This window comes from Alphaproteobacteria bacterium, from assembly GCA_019695395.1.
Taxonomy (GTDB): Bacteria; Pseudomonadota; Alphaproteobacteria; order JAEUKQ01; family JAIBAD01; genus JAIBAD01.
Genome location: JAIBAD010000004.1, coordinates 40,953 through 60,238, shown reverse-complemented (window position 1 = coordinate 60,238; position 19,286 = coordinate 40,953). Strand labels below are relative to the sequence as shown.

Below are 19,286 nucleotides of genomic sequence, written 5' to 3'. Positions count from 1 at the left end.
CGGAGAAGGTTCATCTAAATTAAGAGTAGGCGGTAAAATACCATCTCTCAAAGCTAATATAGAAAATATCGCTTCAACACTACCAGCTGCACCTAAAAGGTGGCCAATTGCAGATTTAGTTGAAGACATTGATAATTTATATGCAGCATCACCAAAAAGACGCTTAACTGCTGCCAGTTCAATTTCATCACCTTTTAAGGTAGAGGTACCATGAGCATTAATGTAATCTATATCTTCTGGTTTCACATTTGCACGTTTTAAAGCTGCCCGCATTGCCCTATATGCCCCATCTCCATCTTCAGAAGGCGCAGTAATATGATACGCATCACCTGAAAGACCATAACCTACAATTTCACCATAAATTTTAGCATTCCGTTTTTTTGCATGCTCTAATTCTTCTAAAACAACAATGCCTGCTCCCTCACCCATCACAAAACCATCTCTATTAATATCCCAAGGCCGTGATGCTTTCGTTGGTTGATCGTTAAAGTTTGTTGATAACGCCCGTGCCGCAGAAAAACCAGCAATACCAATCGGACTAATTGTAGCTTCAGCACCTCCAGCTACCATGACATCAGCATCATCCCACATAATTAAACGTGCGGCATCACCAATAGCATGGGCACCTGTTGAACAAGCTGTTACAACCGCGTGATTTGGGCCTTTAAACCCAAAGCGAATAGAAATGTTTCCAGAAGCCAAATTAATAAGACATGAAGGAATAAAAAAAGGACTTACTCTGCGTAAACCCTTTTCTTTTAAAAGTATAGAAGCCTCATAAATACCTTGTAATCCACCAATACCAGAGCCTACCATAACCCCTGTACGTTCAAGCTCATAAGGGTCTTTTGGCTCCCACTGTGCATCTGAAACTGCTTGGGTTGCTGCTGCTAGTGCATAAAGAATAAACGTATCAATCTTCCGCTGATCTTTCACTGAACAGTAATCATCTGGATTAAATTTGCCCTCATCCAAATTGCCACGTGGAACTTGGCCTGCAATCTTACATGGCCAATCAGATACATCAAAATTTTTAAGAAGGCTTATACCAGATTCACCTTTTAATAGTTTTTGCCAAGTTACTTCAACACCATTACCTAATGGGGTAACTAAACCTAAACCTGTTACAACAACACGTCTCATACTTAACCTATAAAAGCTTAATCTTAAAAATTAGATTATTATGATTTTTGTTGGTTCTGTTGGTCAATGAAAGCAATAGCATCTTTAACAGTTAAAAACCTTTCAGCTGCATCATCTGGAATTTCACAACCGAACTCTTCTTCAAATGCCATAACTAATTCTACAGTATCTAAGCTATCAGCACCTAAATCATCTGTAAAACGAGCTTCATCAGTAACTTTACTTTCATCAACTCCTAATTGCTCGACAATAATTTTTTTTACACGTTGAACAGTATCACTCATTCTTTACACCCTAATAAAAAGATAGAACAGATTGTTAATGATTAACAAAATAATTACATAATAATCAATTAAAAATTACGTTTATATCCTGTTAATTAAGTTTTGCATTTATCACAAAAACTTACGGAAAGCTAGCCCTTAAAAAGTCATTATATCATGACCATACCTCCATTTACATGGATAGTTTGACCGGTAATATAGGATGCTTCTTCACTTGCCAAAAACACTGCACTATAAGCAACATCCATAGCATGACCAATTTTACCTTGTGGTATAGTTAATAACAATTTTTGTTTTTGTTCTAAAGATAATTTATCTGTCATAGCTGTTTCAATAAAACCAGGCGCAATACAGTTGACTGTAATATTGCGTGATGCTGTTTCAGCTGCTAAAGATTTACTCATACCTATTAATCCAGCTTTAGATGCAGCATAATTTGCTTGGCCAGCATTACCCATAACCCCAACTATTGATGTAATATTAATAATGCGCCCCCAACGTCTTTTTATCATACCTTTTAAAGAAGATCTTATTAATTTGAAAGTTGCGGTCAAATTAACATCTATAACTTCTTGCCAATCTTCATCTTTCAATCTTAAGGCTAAGGTATCACGTGTTAATCCCGCATTATTAACTAATATATCAAGTTTGCCTAATTTGTCTTCAATAGAAGTGATTAAATGATCTGCTGTATCTTTATTTTTAAGATTAGCTGGTAAAACCAAAACACGTTCATTAAAATTTTTTGCAAATTCATTAAGAACTTCTTGACGCGTTCCTGTTAAAACAACATAAGCGCCCTGTTGGTGTAAAACTTGACTAATCGCTTGGCCAATACCACCTGAAGCTCCAGTAATAAGGGCTACTTTCTCTTTAAGATCAAACATCAATCCCCCAAATAAGATAAAAGGTTATTAGCAAATTTTTTTCAATACGTTATCAATACCTTCAGGATCACCCACTGATATCACTTCCAATTCTTTATCAATACGTTTAATTAAACCTGCTAATACTTTTCCAGCACCACATTCAATAATAGTTGTTACGCCTAATTTTTTCATATAAAGAATTGATTCGCACCATCTGACACGTTCGGTTATTTGTTTAACCAATAAAGAACGAATATTAGTAACATCATTAACTTTTTGTGCTGTAACATTACTAATAAGTGGCAGTATGGGTGATTCAATAGTAGTTTTACTTAAAGCTTCATCCATAATATGTGCAGCAGGTTTCATTAAAGTACAATGAAAAGGTGCACTAACTGGAAGCTTAATACCCTTAGCCTTTTTTTCAGTTACAAAAACTGACAAAGCATATTCAATAGCCTCCACATCACCACTAATCACTACTTGTCCCGGTGCATTATCATTTGCAATCGAACAGATTTGATCTGGTTTTTGTTCCTGTACTTTTTTTACAATTTCTTCAACTTCTTTTAAAGTTAATCCTAATATTGCTGCCATTCCACCCTTACCAACGGGAACAGCTTGTTGCATAGCAAGACCACGTTTTTTAAGAAGTTTTGCGGTATCAGCTAAGGTAAAGCTACCTGCCGCAGCTAACGCTGAATATTCACCTAAAGAATGTCCTGCAACATATGACGCTTTTTGTGATATAGAAAAATTTCCTTCTTTTTCAAGAACACGAATGACAGCTAAACTTACAGCCATTAAAGCAGGTTGTGCATTTTCGGTTAAAGTTAGTTCATTTAAATCGCCTACACTCATTAAATTATAAAGAAATTGTTCCAAAGTTTCATCAACTTCTTCAAAAATTTCTTTCGCTAAAGGATAAGTTTCAAATAATCTTTTTCCCATACCAATTGATTGAGATCCTTGGCCAGGAAAAACAAAGGCATATGACACAAATTTCTCCTTATTAATTCTTATAATCTATAAGTTATTATTTTATTTAAAAACTACTTTTACAACTTCATAGGACTTAAATCCTTTAGGTGCTCTTACTTCAACCACTTCTCCAACTTTTTTACCAATAAGTGCCCTGGCTAAAGGAGCAGTAATTGATAAACGTCCAGCACTGATATCTGCTTCATCCTCACCCACAATTTGATATTTCATTTTTTCATCTGTTTCTTCATCAATCAAAGTAACAGTTGCACCAAATTTAACCTGTTTACCTGACAATTTACTTACATCAATAATATCTGCTCTCGCAATTTTATCTTCAAGCTCTACAATGCGTCCTTCAATAAAACTTTGCCTTTCACGTGCAGCATGATATTCGGCATTTTCAGAAAGATCTCCATGCTCACGTGCCTCAGCTATAGCTTTAATAATAGCAGGACGATCTATTAATTTAAGATGCTTAAGTTCTTCTTCAAGTCTTTCATAACCATCTGCGGTCATTGGTATTTTTGACATAGTATTTAGTCCAATCAAAATATTAGAATTAAAAACCTAGTATGTTAAAATCATTTGAAATATGATTGTAAGGATGCGACGTCAAGATCTCCCTTTTTTAAAGTAGCAATAGCTTGTATTGCAGCATTAGCACCTGCAATTGTTGTATAATAGGGTATATTATCGCTTAAAGCTATTCGGCGCAAATCCAAACTATCATTCTTAGCTTTTATTCCTTCCACGGTATTGAAGACAAGCTTTATCTTGCCTGATTTCATTGCTTCAAGTGTATGTGGGGAACCTTCAAAAACTTTTTTAATCACTGTTACCTCTATATTATGCTTAGCTAAATAGTCAGCTGTACCTTGTGTAGCCATAATATCAAATCCTAGCATAATGATTTTTTTCGCTAAAAGAAGAAATGCTTCTTTATCACGATCTCTTACCGAAATAAGTACCGTACCAGATAAAGGTAACACTAAACCTGTAGCAATTTGTGATTTTGCAAAAGCAGATGCAAAATCCTTATCTAACCCCATAACTTCTCCTGTAGATTTCATTTCAGGCCCCAAAACAATATCTACGCCAGGAAATCTATTAAATGGAAATACGACTTCTTTAACGGCAACATGTTTACGTATGACTTTATCATCAAGCTTATAAGAAGCCAAAGACTTACCAGCCATAATTTGCACTGCAATTTTAGCAATAGGATAACCAGTTGCTTTTGCAACAAAAGGTATTGTTCGGCTTGCTCTTGGATTAACTTCTAAAATATATAATTTCTGATCCTTGATCGCAAATTGAATATTCATTAAACCAACCACACCAAGATCAAGTGCTAATTGCCGAGATTGATTTTTAATTTTATCAATCATTTCATCTGCAAGACTATAAGGTGGCAAAGAACAGGCTGAATCACCAGAATGGATCCCCGCTTCTTCTATATGTTCCATAATACCTGCAATATAAACATCACGGCCATCTGAAAGAACATCAACATCAACTTCTATGGCATTTTCTAAATATGAATCAATCAATATGGGATTATTATTAGAAATCTTTACTGCTTCTTTCATATAACGAACCAAAGATTCATGATCGTAAACAATTTCCATAGCACGTCCACCCAATACATAAGAGGGACGAATCATAATAGGATAACCAACATACTTTACAGCTTCTTCAGCTTGTTTTAATGAAGTTGCAAGTGCATTTTGTGGTTGTAAATATCGTTCCGTACGCTTGGAAAGAAATTCTTGAAATAAAGCTCTATCCTCAGTTAAATCAATGGTCTTAGGAGTTGTTCCAAGAATTGGGAACCTATATTTTTCTAAAATTCCTGCTAATTTAAGAGGTGTTTGTCCCCCAAATTGTACAATAATACCTTTCAAATCCCCTTTACTTTGTTCTATTCTGGCTATTTCTAAAACATATTCTGCTGAAAGCGGTTCAAAATAAAGTCTGTCTGTTGTATCATAATCTGTCGAGACAGTTTCAGGATTACAATTCACCATAATCGTTTCAATACCAATTTCATTCAATCCAAAAGCTGCATGAACACAGCAATAATCAAATTCGATACCCTGACCAATACGGTTAGGTCCACTTCCTAAAATAATTACTTTTGATTTATCAGATGGATAGGCTTCATTATCTATAGTTTGATTATGAGGCAAAGAATAAGTTGAATACATATAAGAAGTCGTTGAAATAAATTCACCTGAACATGTATCAATTCTTTTAAAAACTGGATGTACCTTTAAATTAAAACGATGTTGGCGAACCTGCTCTGCTGATAAATTTGTTAAATAGGCTAAACGTTCATCAGAAAAACCCATAGATTTTAGATGATATAATTTATTAGACTCTTTAGGTAATCCATTTTGAATAATGATTTTTTCTGCATCAATAATATCAGCAATTTGATTAATAAACCAAGGATCAAATCCCGTAACTTTCATAATATCTTGCAAAGATACATTTTCTCTTATTGCTTGAGCAATCCATAAAATTCTATCTGGGAATGGCGTTGATAATACATTCAACCAATCTTGATTTTGCCAGTGTGAAGGAAAGTCTATATTATCAAATCCTGTTAAATTTGTTTCTAGAGAACAAAGGGCCTTTTGTATAGATTCAGCAAAAGACCTTCCAATAGCCATAACTTCCCCAACTGACTTCATAGAAGTTGTTAAAGTTTTAGATGCTGCAGGAAATTTTTCAAAAGCAAAACGAGGAATTTTAGTAACAACATAATCTATTGTAGGTTCAAATGAAGCAGGAGTTACTTTTGTTATATCATTTTGTAGCTCATCTAAAGTATAACCAACAGCAAGTTTAGCTGCAATTTTTGCGATAGGAAAACCAGTTGCTTTAGAAGCTAATGCTGAAGAACGTGAAACCCGAGGATTCATTTCAATCACAATCATTCGACCATCTTTGGGATTGACTGCGAATTGTACATTAGATCCGCCAGTGTCAACACCTATTGCTCTCAATACAGCAATAGAAGCTTGGCGCATACGTTGATATTCTTTATCAGTTAAAGTTAATGCAGGTGCGACTGTAATACTATCACCTGTATGAACACCCATAGGATCAACATTTTCTATTGAGCAAACAATAATACAATTATCAGCAGAATCTCTGACAACTTCCATTTCATATTCTTTCCACCCTAATACCGATTCTTCAACCAATACTTGACCAACAGGAGAAAGAATAAGACCTTGGCTTACAATATTTTCATATTCCTCCAATGTATAAGCTACACCACTTCCCGTACCTGCTAATGTAAAAGATGGTCTAATAATTAACGGTAATCCAATTGTTTTAAAAGCTTGGTGGGCCTGTTCCATATTGGAAACCAATTCACTTTTAGGCGTTTCCAATCCTATCTGTTTCATAGTTTCACGAAACTTTAATCTGTCTTCAGCTTTATCAATTGAATCGGCGCGAGCACCAATTAATTCAACATCTAATTCAGCCAATATACCTTTTTTATATAGATCCATTGCCGTATTTAAAGCCGTTTGTCCACCCATTGTAGCCAATAATGCATCAGGCTTTTCTTTGGATAAAATTTTACTTACAACTTCTGGTGTTATTGGTTCAATATAAGTAGCATCTGCCAAATTTGAATCTGTCATGATGGTTGCAGGATTTGAATTGACCAAAATAACTCTATATCCCTCATCTTTAAGAGCCTTACAAGCTTGAACGCCAGAATAATCAAATTCACAGGCTTGACCTATAACAATTGGCCCCGCTCCAATAATCATAATAGATTTAATATCTGTACGTTTTGACATAGTTATTGCAGTTTTCTATTTAGTATTTTTTTATAAATTATAATTTTTATCATTTATTTTCTTTTCGTATACTGGTTCATTAAAGAAACAAAGTGTTGAAATAAATAATAACTATCGTGTGGTCCAGGGGAAGCCTCAGGATGATATTGAACAGCAAAAATTGGTTTATCTATATGTTCAAAACCTTCAACGGTTTGATCAAAAAGAGAAATATGGGTAATCTGAAGTTCTTTTGGAATTGTATCTTCTTTCACGACAAATCCATGGTTTTGCGAGGTAATATTAACCCTCCCCGTAGCAATTTCTTTTACAGGATGATTTGCCCCTCTATGTCCTTTAGCCATTTTTCTAGTTTTTGCGCCAAAAGCCAAAGCTAATAATTGCAATCCAAGACATATACCAAAAATTGGCAATCCTAATTTAATCAAGTCTTGAATTACTGGAACAGCATAAATACCAGTTGCCGCAGGATCACCAGGTCCATTTGAAAGAAAAACACCATCAGGCTTGATAGCTAAAATATCATGCACAGAGCTATTTGCAGGAAAAATAGTTATCTCACATCCATATTCTACTAAACACCTTAAAATGTTATTTTTTACACCATAATCGATGACTGCAACTCTAAATTTTATTGATATATTTTTTTTGAAATTATCATGAGACCAAAGTGGTTTATCCCATTCATAAGGATGTTTACAAGTAACATTTAAAGCAAGATCTAATCCTTGCAATCCTGACCAATTTTTTGCTGTTTTTTGTAAGCTTTGATGATCAAAATTACCTGACAGATCATGAGCAATTACAACTTTAGCTGGACCATTATCTCTAATTTTTTTGGTTAAAGTACGTGTATCAATCCCTGACAAACCAATTAAATTATAATCCACCATCCATTCTTCCAACTTAGCAATAGATCGCCAATTAGATGGCTCTGTAATATCATTTGCAACAACACATCCACAAGCAGCTGCCGGTTTTAATGATTCGTTATCTTCATAATTTGTACCAACATTACCTATATGGGGAAAAGTAAATGCAATAATTTGACTAGCATAAGAAGGATCTGTTAAAATTTCTTGATAGCCAGTTATTGAGGTGTTAAAACAAAGTTCGCCTACTTTTTGTCCCATAGCACCAAATCCACAACCTAAAAAAAAATTACCATCTTCAAACATGATAATTCCAGTTGCAGGTTTAGTTTTATAAGCCAAAATTATACCACCAAAATAACAAAATAAATAATAAGTTAGATATGAAATTAAACAAAATTCTTGCTACTTAAACAAATCTTTCTATTCCGTCAAGATCATATTGAATTGTTCTTTATCAATAAAACATATTTATTATACTTTCTACATAAATATCACAGTAATTTGTTTGTTTTGGCATAAAAATATTTATTTAATCTTAACTAATCTGGAGCATAAAAATGACTTTAAGAAATCAATTTACCGATTCTTTAAAAATAGCCATGAAAAACCACCAAACTATCGATATTTCAACTATCCGATTGATTTTGGCTGCGCTTAAAGAAAAAGATATTGAAGCGCGTGCTAAAGGTAATTTACAAGGTATTCCTGAAAATGAGATTACAGATTTATTACAAAAAATGATTAAACAACGTCGTGAAAGTGTTTCTTTATATGAACAAGGGAATCGCCCAGAACTTGCCCAAAAAGAAAAAAACGAAATAACCATTTTAGAAAAATTTTTACCTCAACAACTTGATGGCCAAGCTATAAAAAATGCTATAGAAGAAGCTATTAAAGCAACAGGCGCACAATCTATAAAAGATATGGGCAAACTTATTTCTTTTTTAAAAGAAAAACACGCGGGACAGATGGATTTTGCCCAAGCTGCTTCTTATATTAAAGAAAAGCTCACATAATTTTAACCTTAAGCCTTATTTTATAATGATAAATGACTTTCTTTCCACCTTCATTAATTAATGAATTACATGAACGTTTACTTTTATCGGATATTGTTCGACGTTATGTACATTTAATAAAACGTGGTCAAGATTTTATTGGTCTTTGTCCTTTTCACAAGGAAAAAACACCTTCTTTCAAAGTTAATGATAGTAAAGGTTTTTTTCATTGTTTTGGATGTAATACTCACGGGGATTTAATTAATTTTGTTATGAAAATAAATGGATGGGATTTTACCGAAACCATTAACAGTTTATGTAAAGAAGCTAATTTAGAAATTCCCCAATCCAATCATTCAGGCAGCTCAAACGAAACTCCTTCTCTTTATTCTAAAGTTTATAAAGCTCTCGATGCAGCTTCTTTATGGTTTTATAATCAATTGCAAAAAATGCCCGCCCAAAGTCTAGTTAAACAATATATTAATCAACGTGGGTTAAATAAAGAAACTCAAGAATATTTTAAAATTGGATGGGCCCCAGACAATTGGCGTGGACTTTTTGAAGAACTGTCACGACAAGGTTTTGACACATCTGTCTTATTAGAAGCAGGTTTAATTATTCAATCCCAAGAACAGCAAAATTTTTACGATAGATTTCGCAATCGTATTATTTTTCCAATTCATACTCAAAAAAACAAAATTGTCGGATTTGGGGGACGCGTTTTAAATAACACACAACCAAAATATCTCAATTCACCAGAAACTATAGTATTTCATAAAGGTTATACATTATATGGTGAAGATAAAGCTTTTAAAAAGATATCTGCTCAAAACCAACTTTTAGTTGTTGAAGGATATATAGATGTATTAAGTCTTGTACAAGCTGGTTTTGTTCATACTGTTGCTCCTTTAGGTACAGCACTTACATCGCATCAAATATCAAAATTATGGTCTGTCGTTGATGAACCTATTGTATGTTTTGATGGAGATACAGCAGGCCAACAAGCTGCCATTCGTATTGTCGATATCGTATTGCCTCTTTTGCAACCTAGTAAATCTTTACGTTTTGCTTTCTTACCTCAAGGCGAAGATCCTGACAGTTTAATTCGTAATCATGGGATTGAAGCTTTTAATGAAATTATTTCCCAAGCAATTACTTTAGATAATTTAATTTGGAATTTGGAATTTTATTGGCAACCGTTAGATACACCTGAACGTTGGGCAGGATTTAATAAAAGATTACATAAAAAAATATCTATAATTCAAGATAAAAACATTAAGGATATGTATAAAAAATTTATGAATAATCGATATAATACTGTTTATCAAAATCAATTTCCTATAAATATCCGATCTGCTCATAAATTAAATAATTTTGCAAAAACATCCATTAATTTAAATATTGGAGGGGAAGCAGCTAGATTAGGTACACAAAATATAGAAAATTATAGATTCCAATTATTATTTATTTTACTGATTCGTTATCCTGAGTTAATTTATAATTATGTAGAATCACTTGCTAATCTTGTAATTAATTCATCTGAATATAATAAATTACGTCAAATTATGATAGACTATGCTTTATCAACACCTCATTTAACTCAAAATAATTTGCTAAATCATCTTGAAAAACAGGGATATCCCAATATATTAGAAACATTTATTTTACAATTGCCCTTTAATTCTTTAACAAAAGCGGATATTTCTTTATCAGTAGCAGAAAATAGTATTCAGGATATTTTACAATTTACCTTAAAATCAAAGGATAAAAATTCTATATTAAAACAATAATTTTGTAGTAAATAATTAGGTCTATGGTATATAAATTTGGCATTTACGTAATAAATTTAAGCAGATCACGGTTCAAATAATAATTAAAACTGCATCAAAGTATTAAAAGGTAAAATTAATATGGCATCTAGAGGCTCTAAAAACAAACCCATCAATAACACCCCTTCGACAAAAGAGGAAAATGCTTCTGATGATCCATTGATGGATAGTTTTAATTCTGCTGTAAAAAAAATGATGGCCCAAGGTAAAGAACGTGGATATATAACCTACGATCAAATTAATGCAGTTCTTCCACCTGAGCAAGTCTCTTCAGAACAAATTGAAGATACCATGGCAATGATTAATGATCTTGGTATTAATATTATTGAATCAGATGAAGAGAATGAAGAGCCTTTTTCTCTTAATCCTGAAGAAACCAGTGAATTTGACGAGTTAGAAGAAAAACCTGATACCGTGACAGGACGTACTGATGATCCTGTAAGAATGTATCTACGTGAAATGGGGGGGGTTGAATTACTCTCACGAGAAGGTGAAATTGCTATAGCAAAAAGAATTGAAGCAGGCCGTGATATGATGATTAATGGGCTTTGTGAAAGTCCATTGACCTTTAGATCTGCCTTATCATGGAGAGAAAATCTTATTAATGGTACTCTTTTATTGAGAGACGTTATTGATCTAGATGCCATGTATGGAGAAAATGAATTTTCTAATTTTTCTGAAGATGAAGATATAGATAGCGAAGAGGAAGCAAATAACGATAATGATGAAGACGAGGATGAAGATTCAAATCTTGACGATGTAGTAAAAGAGGAAAGTGATGAAGGGGGAGAGGATAGTGAAAATAAATCCTTAGCAGCAATGGAAAGAGAACTTTTACCTGGCGTTTTGGAAAATTTTGAATCTATAGTCCAATTATTTAAAAAACATGTTAAGTTACAAGAAACTCGTCTTACATGTCTTTTAAAAGGCGAAGTTTTTGACACCAAAAATGACCGACGGTATGAAAAACAAAAACAAGAATTAGTTGAGTTAATTACACCTGTTCGACTTAATGCTTTGCGAACTGAAGAATTGGTTCAACAGCTTTATGAATTAAATAAAAAATTAATAGGTCTAGAAGGCAGACTATTAAGGCTTGCTTTAAAAAGCAATATTAAACGAGCTGAATTTCTTGAAAAATACTATGGCTCAGAGCTAGATCCAAAATGGTTTAACAGAATAAGTAAGCTCACAACTAAAGGATGGAAAATTTTTGTTACTAAATACAAAGATGAAATTAAGCAAATTCGTCAAGAAGTTATTGAAATTGCCCAAATAAGTTCTTTACCTATTGAAGATTTTAGAAGAATTGTTAGCACTGTACAAAAAGGTGAACAAGAATCAAATCGTGCAAAAAAAGAAATGATAGAAGCTAATTTACGTTTAGTTATTTCCATTGCAAAAAAATATACTAATCGTGGATTGCAATTTCTTGATTTAATTCAAGAGGGTAATATTGGACTTATGAAAGCAGTCGATAAATTTGAATATCGACGCGGGTATAAATTTTCAACCTATGCAACATGGTGGATCCGCCAAGCTATTACAAGATCTATTGCAGATCAGGCAAGAACAATTAGAATCCCAGTTCATATGATTGAAACGATTAATAAACTTGTCCGTACTTCCCGTCAAATGCTTCATGAAATTGGTAGGGAACCAACCCCAGAAGAACTTGCAGAAAAATTAATTATGCCTCTTGAAAAAGTACGAAAAGTATTAAAGATAGCAAAAGAACCTATTAGTTTAGAAACACCAATTGGAGATGAAGAAGATAGCCATCTTGGTGATTTTATAGAAGATAAAAATGCGGTTATTCCACTTGATGCAGCAATTCAAGGTAATCTTCGAGAAACAACTACCCGTATTTTATCAAGTTTAACACCCAGAGAAGAAAGAGTATTGCGTATGCGCTTTGGTATTGGTATGAACACTGATCATACTCTTGAAGAGGTTGGGCAACAATTTTCGGTTACACGCGAGCGTATTCGCCAAATTGAAGCCAAAGCTCTTCGTAAACTTAAGCACCCAAGTCGCAGTCGAAAATTGCGAAGCTTTCTAGATACATAATATTGGGGCCTGTAGTTCAGTTGGTTAGAACGCACCGCTCATAACGGTGTTGTCGCAGGTTCGAGTCCTGCCGGGCCCACCATTTTTAAAATCGAAATAACTATTTAGCACGTTGATATATCCCTATTAATTGAGTTTGTTCAATTACATGGACTTGCATCAATTTTTCAAGAGCAATTTTATCTGGTGTCATATTAAAATCTAATAAAATATCTAACGCATAAAGCTTAAAAAAATAACGATGGCGCCCAATTGGGGGACATGGACCATTATAATTTATATGTTAGAACTATTTAAACCTTCTTTAATATTAATTTTTGAAGATTGCACATTTTCTATAAGAGCGGTTTGAACAGCAGGAATATTATATAAAATCCAATAAACGACTTTAGGTGCCATAGGATCAGGTGCATCAGGATCATCCATAATAAGTACTAAACTTTTTGCATTTTTTGGGACATTGGTCCAGGTTAAAGGTGGTGAAATATTTATACCATCGCAAGTATATTGAATAGGAATTGCATTATTATCATTAAATGCTTTAGATTTAAATTCCATGGCTTGTACTACACGAACATCAAAAACAAACAGTAAATAAATTATATATACAAATAAAATTTATTCAATTCATACCCCAGAATTTTTAACGACTTTCTCTAAACCAAGTAACAAAAATTAAACTTAGTATAATCAGTAATAATAACAAAGGATGTAAAAAATAGCGTTGATTGTAACCTATAATTTGATAATCTTGATTTTTTATTAATCCTAACCAACCTTTTCCGGATGTTGAAAATCCTTTATTAACACGACGAATTTCGAAATTAGGTGTATCCTCCAAAACCAAAAGACCGCTTTTATTTTGATTAACTAAAGGCTGAAATAGCAAATCAGTCGAGCGAGGATCATAAAATTCTAAAGCATTAGGCGATAAAGTACTTAAAAAAACTGTTTTTTCTTTATCGGTTATTTTATATACACCCATTAAATCTATAGGAATAACTGATTGCATATTACCGTTATTTTGTTTTTCTAATATAATTTCTTGCGTTATATTATTAGGAAAAGTGACCTCTACTTTTACATTTTGCTGATTTTCTAAACTATGACGATTAATTTCTAATTTATTATCAATTATTCTAGCATTTAATGTATCTTCTTCTAATTCTGGTTCTTTCATCAACCAATGCGCAATTCTTTTTAAAAGTTCGGCTTGTGGTCCACCACCTTCAAATCCTCTTGACCAAAGCCATATTTGATCACTTAATAATTGTGCAACCCGCCCTTTATCTACACGATTAAGGATAAGTAATGGTTTATTGTTAATACCAGTCATTACAATCTGACCTTTAACATTATTAGTATCCATTTGATAGAACCATTGTCCCCAATCAGGTTGGATTTTATTAGAATTTGTTAGTTTTGCTGTAACTGGATGCCTTAACCCTAAATCTGTAACTTTTGGCTTATAAGGCATTTCCAGCATAGATCCTGTAGGTATTGCAGGTAAAATTTCAGATAAAGGCGATTGATCAAAACCAGATATTTCCTCATTCAAAGGTCCAGATATTTCTAACAAAGCACCTCCTTCTCGAACAAAATGTACAATATTATCAAAATAGGCTTGAGGTAAAAGCCCCTGACGTCTATACCGATCAAAAATTATTAAATCAAATTCTTGAAGTTTAGTCTCAAATAATTCTTGGACTGGAAAAGCAATCAATGACAATTCATTTAATGGTGTATTATCCTGTTTTTCTGGGGGGCGTAAAATCGTGAAATGGACCAAGTCAACAGATGGGTCAGCCTTTAATAAATTACGCCATGTTCTTCCACCTTGATAAGGTTCTCCGGATACAAGTAATACTTTTAAACGATCTCGTACCCCTTTTATAACTAATGCATGGCGGTTATTAAGAGGTGTCAATTCATTTGGAATTGTTGGGATAGATAATTCAAAAAAATTATCTCCTGTATGTTCAATTGGTAAAGAAATTTGTACTTCTTCACCAATTTTCACACTAATAAGAGGTAAAGTTATATTTTCTTTTATTACGGATATATTTACTAATTCATTTTGAATATTATTTGATTGTTTAGCATTTGATAAAAGGTCCTCCACTTTCAAAGTTATATTAACCGTTTTACCCACCAATCCAAAAGTTGGATAAGAAATGATCGATAATCTTCGGTCTCTTTCATCTTTATGACCTGTTAATAAAATATGCATAGGTACATTTAAAGCAATATTATCTATCTTGTCTGGTATATCATGCACCTGACCATCGGTTATTAGAATTATTCCCGCCATTCTATTTTTAGGAATTTGTGCTAAGTTATTAGCAATAACATCAAACAATTTTGTTCCCTTACTGCCATCATTAAACTGTGGTATATCAACAATTTTTATATCCAAATTATTGAAAACTGATAATTTTTCTTGCAATGAGGCTAATGCTTTTTGGGTTTGCTCGGATCTATTATCTAAATTTTGGCTTAAAGAATGATCAATAACAACTAATACAGTGTCATTAAAATAATCTCGTTGTTCTGAAATAAGTAAAGGATTGCTTAAAGATAATAATAATAATGTGAATATTATAAATCTTAATAAAGTTGCTCGTACTTTCTTCCATATTGACCATACTATAACAATCAAAAACAATGCAAAAAAAACCCACAAAATATTTGTAGCAATAATCGGTTCAAAAATGATATGACTATTATTAAACATTAACATAAATTTTTATTATTTTACTAATCGTTCAAGGATTGATTGAACATGAACTTGATCAGATTTATAATTACCTGTTAAAGCATATATCACTAAATTTATCCCAAAACGAAAGGCTAATTCTCGCTGTCTTTCTCCATAAGGAACAACAGGATACAAAGGAATACCCTCAGGATCAAAGGCCCACGCCCCTGCCCAATCATTGGATCCTATTATTACAGCTGAAACACCATCATTTTCAATTGTTTGATCTGTTTGTTCAACCCATACATCCCCTCCATACCAACGACCTGGATAGTTTTGTAATATATAAAAAGATTTAGATAAAACATGATCTTTATTTAACCGAATTAATAAGGGTATATCTAATCCTTTACTTAATTCTTGTAAACGCTGTTCATTTTGGCCAACTTGATCTAATTGCTCATTGGCAGAATTACTTTGGTCTTGAGTATCAAAAAATATCATACCACCATTTCTTAAATAATAATTAAGTTTTATTTTGGTTTCAGAAGAAAGGTATATTTGCCTTGAAGAAATTGGCCAATAAAGTAAAGGAAAAAAAGATAATTCATCTTTTTCTATATTAATACCAATGGGATCACCAATTTCCGCTGATGTTCTTTGATTGACAATCCAGCTTAATGTAGTTAAACCTAATTTGCTTGTATGATCTATATCATCACTACCCGTCATAACATAAGCTAATCTAGTTTGTTTAGTATAATCTATCTGTTGCTGTAGACTAGACGAATTTAGATCCGTTTTAGATGAAACGGTTTGTGCAAAAATAGGTACATTGTTCATAAAAAATATTAAAAATATAGTTAAATTTAAAATTTTAAATTTTAAATTTAACCCTCTAACCCATAAAGAAATTAACATATCAATAATTAATAAAATAAATGCAAAACTTAATAACCAAGGTTTAAAATCAAATACATTATCTTTTTGTGTTATTAAAAATTCATGATCTATATTAAATGACGAAAAATCAATGGGTTGTAATGTTTTTAGAGAGGAAATTAAATTTAAAGCATAAAAAGTACCTTCTTCATAACCATATAAACCAGGTGGATGATCAGCATTAACAATTTGTTGAGCAAATTCTTCTTGCTTTAAAGCTGAAACAGAAGAAGGAGGTGATTGAAACTTACCAAATCCATCAAGAATTCTAATTGGTGGTAAAAATAAAGAATTAATCGATTGATTATGATCTTCTGTTCCTTGACTTAAACTAATAAGTTTACGCAACATATCAACAAAAAGACCTGAAAGAGGTAAATTTGACCAATCATTATTTGCGGTTGTATGAATTAAAACAATCCAACCTTTATTTTGTTGAATAGCTGTTACCAAAGGGGTACCATCTTCTAGTCTAGCCCATGTTTTCTTATTAATATCTAAATCAGGTTCTGCCAATACTTGGCGGTTTACTAAAATATCATTCGGTATTGATAAACCAATAAAAGGTGAATTATCAGAAAAATTTAAAAGTCTTAAAGGCTGTGACCAAGACATACTACCACCTAAAGTTCGATCTCCGGACCTTAATTGAACAGGTAATAAACGATCGGGGTGGCTAGCAAGATGTGGGCCAGCAAATCGGATGACTATACCACCTTTATCAATCCAATTTGATACTGCCAGTAAATCTTTTTCTTCCAACCCTCCTACATCTGCCATAATCAAAACAGCAAGCGGCCTATTTAAAAGTTCAGATAAAGAATTACCATATCTTATTTCAGAAAATGGATTCAAAGCACGTTCTAAATAAAAATTTTCTGACAAAAAAGGTTGGTCTTCTTTTTTAAGTCCACCCGCTATAATACCAACAGGATGATGAATCCATCGATTATCTAAAAGATATATTGACGTAGCAGTCATATAATTATCTATAGAGATAATTCTTAATCGATTACGTAATTCTGTTGGTATATTAATAATTTTTTCACTATTTTTCTTATCTTTATCCCAAGAAAATTGTTCATCAAAAATAATTTGATTGCTCTGATCACGTCCTTTAACCGTTATTGTTTGAACAGATCCAGCAGATATTCTTTCTATATTTAATTTAATCCCATTAGTTTGAATTTCAGGTTCATGAATTAGAAGAGGTAATTGATACAATTGAGGATATAAAATTTTGACTTTAGAAAAAGTTTTTAAATATTGAATAAATACTTCATCATCTTTTTTATCTTCGGATACCAATCCATTACTAAACCACAAAATTTCAGGTTGATTTTGTTCAAAAGTGTTTTTTAAAATTTCTAATATTTCAATAGTTTTTTGATGATTTTGAGTCCACGGATATGGTTGCAATCTTTTAATAAAACTACGGGCATCAGGTATATTTAAAAATTGCATAGAAGTATTATTGGATTGAGATGTAGAAATTGTAGGTATAACAATAATTTTTTTATCTTCAATTTCTAGTTGATCAAATAATTTATCAAAAATATTATTCATTTCTTGCCAAAAATTTGCTGCTGCCCAATCGTTATCCACAATCATGATGACTAATTTCGAGCCAGATAAAGATAATGGTTTTTTTAGAATTGGATGGGCAAACGCAAAAATCAATAATAAAACAATCAACATTCTTAAAATAAGAAGCCAAAAAGGTGTATGTTTTGGGGTTTGATCTAATGTTTTAATATCATTAAGTAACTTTAAAGAAGGGAAAAATATCTTTTTCGCTAAAGGTGGCGTAAAACGCATTAACCACCATAATAAAGGTAAACTGATTAATCCGATAAAAACCCAAGGTACCAAAAAAGTTACTGTTGCAATACTAAACATAGGAATTAAATCTTATAATGATCAGTAAATTGTTGATAAAGTGTTAATAAAATCATTTCTGGTCTATGATCTGTACGATGAATTAAAAAATCCCATCCCCATTTTTGGGCCAATTGTTGAATTTGAGCACGATGAGAATAAAATTTTTTTTGATATTGTTCACGAATTGATTGAACACGTTCAAACATTACTTTTTTATCTTGTTCCATATCTTGAAATTGGATACGTCCTTCAAATGGTAATTCCTCTTCAACTGGATCAATAATTTGTATTAGATAAACTTTTATATTTTTATTGGCTAGAACCTGACATTCCTTTTCAAGATCATTTAGATCTTGTAAAAAATCTCCAATAAGAATAACTTGCGAATTCTTAGATAAATTCGAAAACAAATCTAATTGATTATTTTTATAATTCATCAATTCTTTAGCAATATTATGAACTGCATAACGACCAATATTTGGTTTGAACGATGATCCTAATAAAGCTATTTTTTCTCCCGATCTTGCAAAAAGAATTGCAAGTGCTAATAGTATTAATTGGGCGCGTTCTTTTTTTGAAGGTAATTTTATTAAAGAATGATAATTCATTGAATCTGAAACATCACACCATAGCCATATAGTTTGTGTTACAGACCATTCTTTTTCTTTAATATATAAAGATTCCGTTTTTGCTGATTTACGCCAGTCAATGTGCCGCGGCGAATCCCCTAATTGATATTGACGAAATTGCCAAAACGCTTCCCCTATACCAGAACGCTTTTTTCCATGCAATCCTTGTAAAATTGCTGCTGCTACCTTATTAGCCATTAATAACAAAGAAGGTATTTTTTCGGTAATTTTTTCACTTTGTTGTTGTAAAATAATAGACATAA

Annotated in this window: 13 protein-coding genes, 1 tRNA gene and 1 pseudogene; 4 read left to right on the top strand and 11 right to left on the bottom strand. The window is 32.4% G+C overall.

Annotated features, from left to right (window positions below; translation table 11 throughout):
• From fabF to carA, 7 genes are all read right to left on the bottom strand, one after another.
• The coding region (gene fabF / locus K1X44_01540) for a beta-ketoacyl-ACP synthase II (GenBank protein MBX7145971.1) at positions 1-1,143 on the bottom strand (1,143 nt) is incomplete at its 3' end.
• Between the two features lie 38 nt (positions 1,144-1,181).
• Complete coding sequence (locus tag K1X44_01535) at positions 1,182-1,427, bottom strand: acyl carrier protein (protein ID MBX7145970.1); 246 nt, start codon at positions 1,425-1,427, stop codon at positions 1,182-1,184.
• Positions 1,428-1,576: 149 nt separating this feature from the next.
• Complete coding sequence (gene fabG / locus K1X44_01530; GenBank protein MBX7145969.1) at positions 1,577-2,314, bottom strand: 3-oxoacyl-[acyl-carrier-protein] reductase; 738 nt, start codon at positions 2,312-2,314, stop codon at positions 1,577-1,579.
• A 27-nt stretch (positions 2,315-2,341) separates the two neighbouring features.
• Positions 2,342-3,295, bottom strand: a complete 954-nt coding sequence (gene fabD, locus K1X44_01525; GenBank protein ID MBX7145968.1) for an ACP S-malonyltransferase — start codon at positions 3,293-3,295, stop codon at positions 2,342-2,344.
• Positions 3,296-3,337: 42 nt separating this feature from the next.
• On the bottom strand, positions 3,338-3,811 hold the full coding sequence (gene greA, locus K1X44_01520) for a transcription elongation factor GreA (GenBank protein ID MBX7145967.1): 474 nt from the start codon (positions 3,809-3,811) through the stop codon (positions 3,338-3,340).
• A 50-nt stretch (positions 3,812-3,861) separates the two neighbouring features.
• Complete coding sequence (gene carB / locus K1X44_01515) at positions 3,862-7,104, bottom strand: carbamoyl-phosphate synthase large subunit (protein ID MBX7145966.1); 3,243 nt, start codon at positions 7,102-7,104, stop codon at positions 3,862-3,864.
• Positions 7,105-7,157: 53 nt separating this feature from the next.
• Positions 7,158-8,282: a glutamine-hydrolyzing carbamoyl-phosphate synthase small subunit gene (gene carA / locus K1X44_01510; GenBank protein ID MBX7145965.1), complete on the bottom strand. Its 1,125-nt coding sequence runs from the start codon at positions 8,280-8,282 to the stop codon at positions 7,158-7,160.
• 254 nt (positions 8,283-8,536) lie between these two features.
• Between carA and K1X44_01505 the strand changes: the two genes are divergently transcribed.
• The 4 genes from K1X44_01505 to K1X44_01490 all read left to right on the top strand — a co-directional run bounded on the left by K1X44_01505 (position 8,537) and on the right by K1X44_01490 (position 12,955).
• Positions 8,537-8,995, top strand: coding sequence for a GatB/YqeY domain-containing protein (locus tag K1X44_01505; protein MBX7145964.1), 459 nt, complete (start codon positions 8,537-8,539; stop codon positions 8,993-8,995).
• Between the two features lie 32 nt (positions 8,996-9,027).
• Positions 9,028-10,764, top strand: coding sequence for a DNA primase (dnaG, locus tag K1X44_01500; GenBank protein ID MBX7145963.1), 1,737 nt, complete (start codon positions 9,028-9,030; stop codon positions 10,762-10,764).
• Positions 10,765-10,884: 120 nt separating this feature from the next.
• Positions 10,885-12,873, top strand: a complete 1,989-nt coding sequence (gene rpoD / locus K1X44_01495; GenBank protein MBX7145962.1) for an RNA polymerase sigma factor RpoD — start codon at positions 10,885-10,887, stop codon at positions 12,871-12,873.
• A gap of 5 nt (positions 12,874-12,878) precedes the next feature.
• Positions 12,879-12,955, top strand: a tRNA-Ile gene (locus tag K1X44_01490).
• Between the two features lie 18 nt (positions 12,956-12,973).
• Here the strand turns inward: K1X44_01490 and K1X44_01485 are convergent.
• From K1X44_01485 to K1X44_01470, 4 genes and pseudogenes are all read right to left on the bottom strand, one after another.
• Positions 12,974-13,431, bottom strand: a pseudogene (locus K1X44_01485) (YbhB/YbcL family Raf kinase inhibitor-like protein).
• A gap of 85 nt (positions 13,432-13,516) precedes the next feature.
• Positions 13,517-15,607 (bottom strand): hypothetical protein, encoded by a 2,091-nt coding sequence (locus K1X44_01480; protein ID MBX7145961.1) that lies wholly within the window; start codon positions 15,605-15,607, stop codon positions 13,517-13,519.
• Positions 15,608-15,622: 15 nt separating this feature from the next.
• Positions 15,623-18,412, bottom strand: coding sequence for a DUF4159 domain-containing protein (locus K1X44_01475; GenBank protein ID MBX7145960.1), 2,790 nt, complete (start codon positions 18,410-18,412; stop codon positions 15,623-15,625).
• 5 nt (positions 18,413-18,417) lie between these two features.
• Positions 18,418-19,284 carry a DUF58 domain-containing protein gene (locus K1X44_01470; GenBank protein ID MBX7145959.1) on the bottom strand — a complete coding sequence of 289 codons (867 nt, stop codon included), beginning with the start codon at positions 19,282-19,284 and terminating at the stop codon, positions 18,418-18,420.
• Positions 19,285-19,286 lie beyond the last annotated feature (2 nt).

Bases quoted from the DNA above. Each gene is read 5' to 3' on its own strand.
- K1X44_01535 (MBX7145970.1), bottom strand. From the start codon at position 1,427: ATGAGTGATACTGTTCAACGTGTAAAAAAAATTATTGTCGAGCAATTA.
- fabG (MBX7145969.1), bottom strand. From the start codon at position 2,314: ATGTTTGATCTTAAAGAGAAAGTAGCCCTTATTACTGGAGCTTCAGGT.
- greA (MBX7145967.1), bottom strand. From the start codon at position 3,811: ATGTCAAAAATACCAATGACCGCAGATGGTTATGAAAGACTTGAAGAA.
- carB (MBX7145966.1), bottom strand. From the start codon at position 7,104: ATGTCAAAACGTACAGATATTAAATCTATTATGATTATTGGAGCGGGG.
- carA (MBX7145965.1), bottom strand. From the start codon at position 8,282: ATGTTTGAAGATGGTAATTTTTTTTTAGGTTGTGGATTTGGTGCTATG.
- K1X44_01505 (MBX7145964.1), top strand. From the start codon at position 8,537: ATGACTTTAAGAAATCAATTTACCGATTCTTTAAAAATAGCCATGAAA.
- dnaG (MBX7145963.1), top strand. From the start codon at position 9,028: ATGACTTTCTTTCCACCTTCATTAATTAATGAATTACATGAACGTTTA.
- rpoD (MBX7145962.1), top strand. From the start codon at position 10,885: ATGGCATCTAGAGGCTCTAAAAACAAACCCATCAATAACACCCCTTCG.
- K1X44_01480 (MBX7145961.1), bottom strand. From the start codon at position 15,607: ATGTTTAATAATAGTCATATCATTTTTGAACCGATTATTGCTACAAAT.
- K1X44_01475 (MBX7145960.1), bottom strand. From the start codon at position 18,412: ATGTTTAGTATTGCAACAGTAACTTTTTTGGTACCTTGGGTTTTTATC.
- K1X44_01470 (MBX7145959.1), bottom strand. From the start codon at position 19,284: ATGTCTATTATTTTACAACAACAAAGTGAAAAAATTACCGAAAAAATA.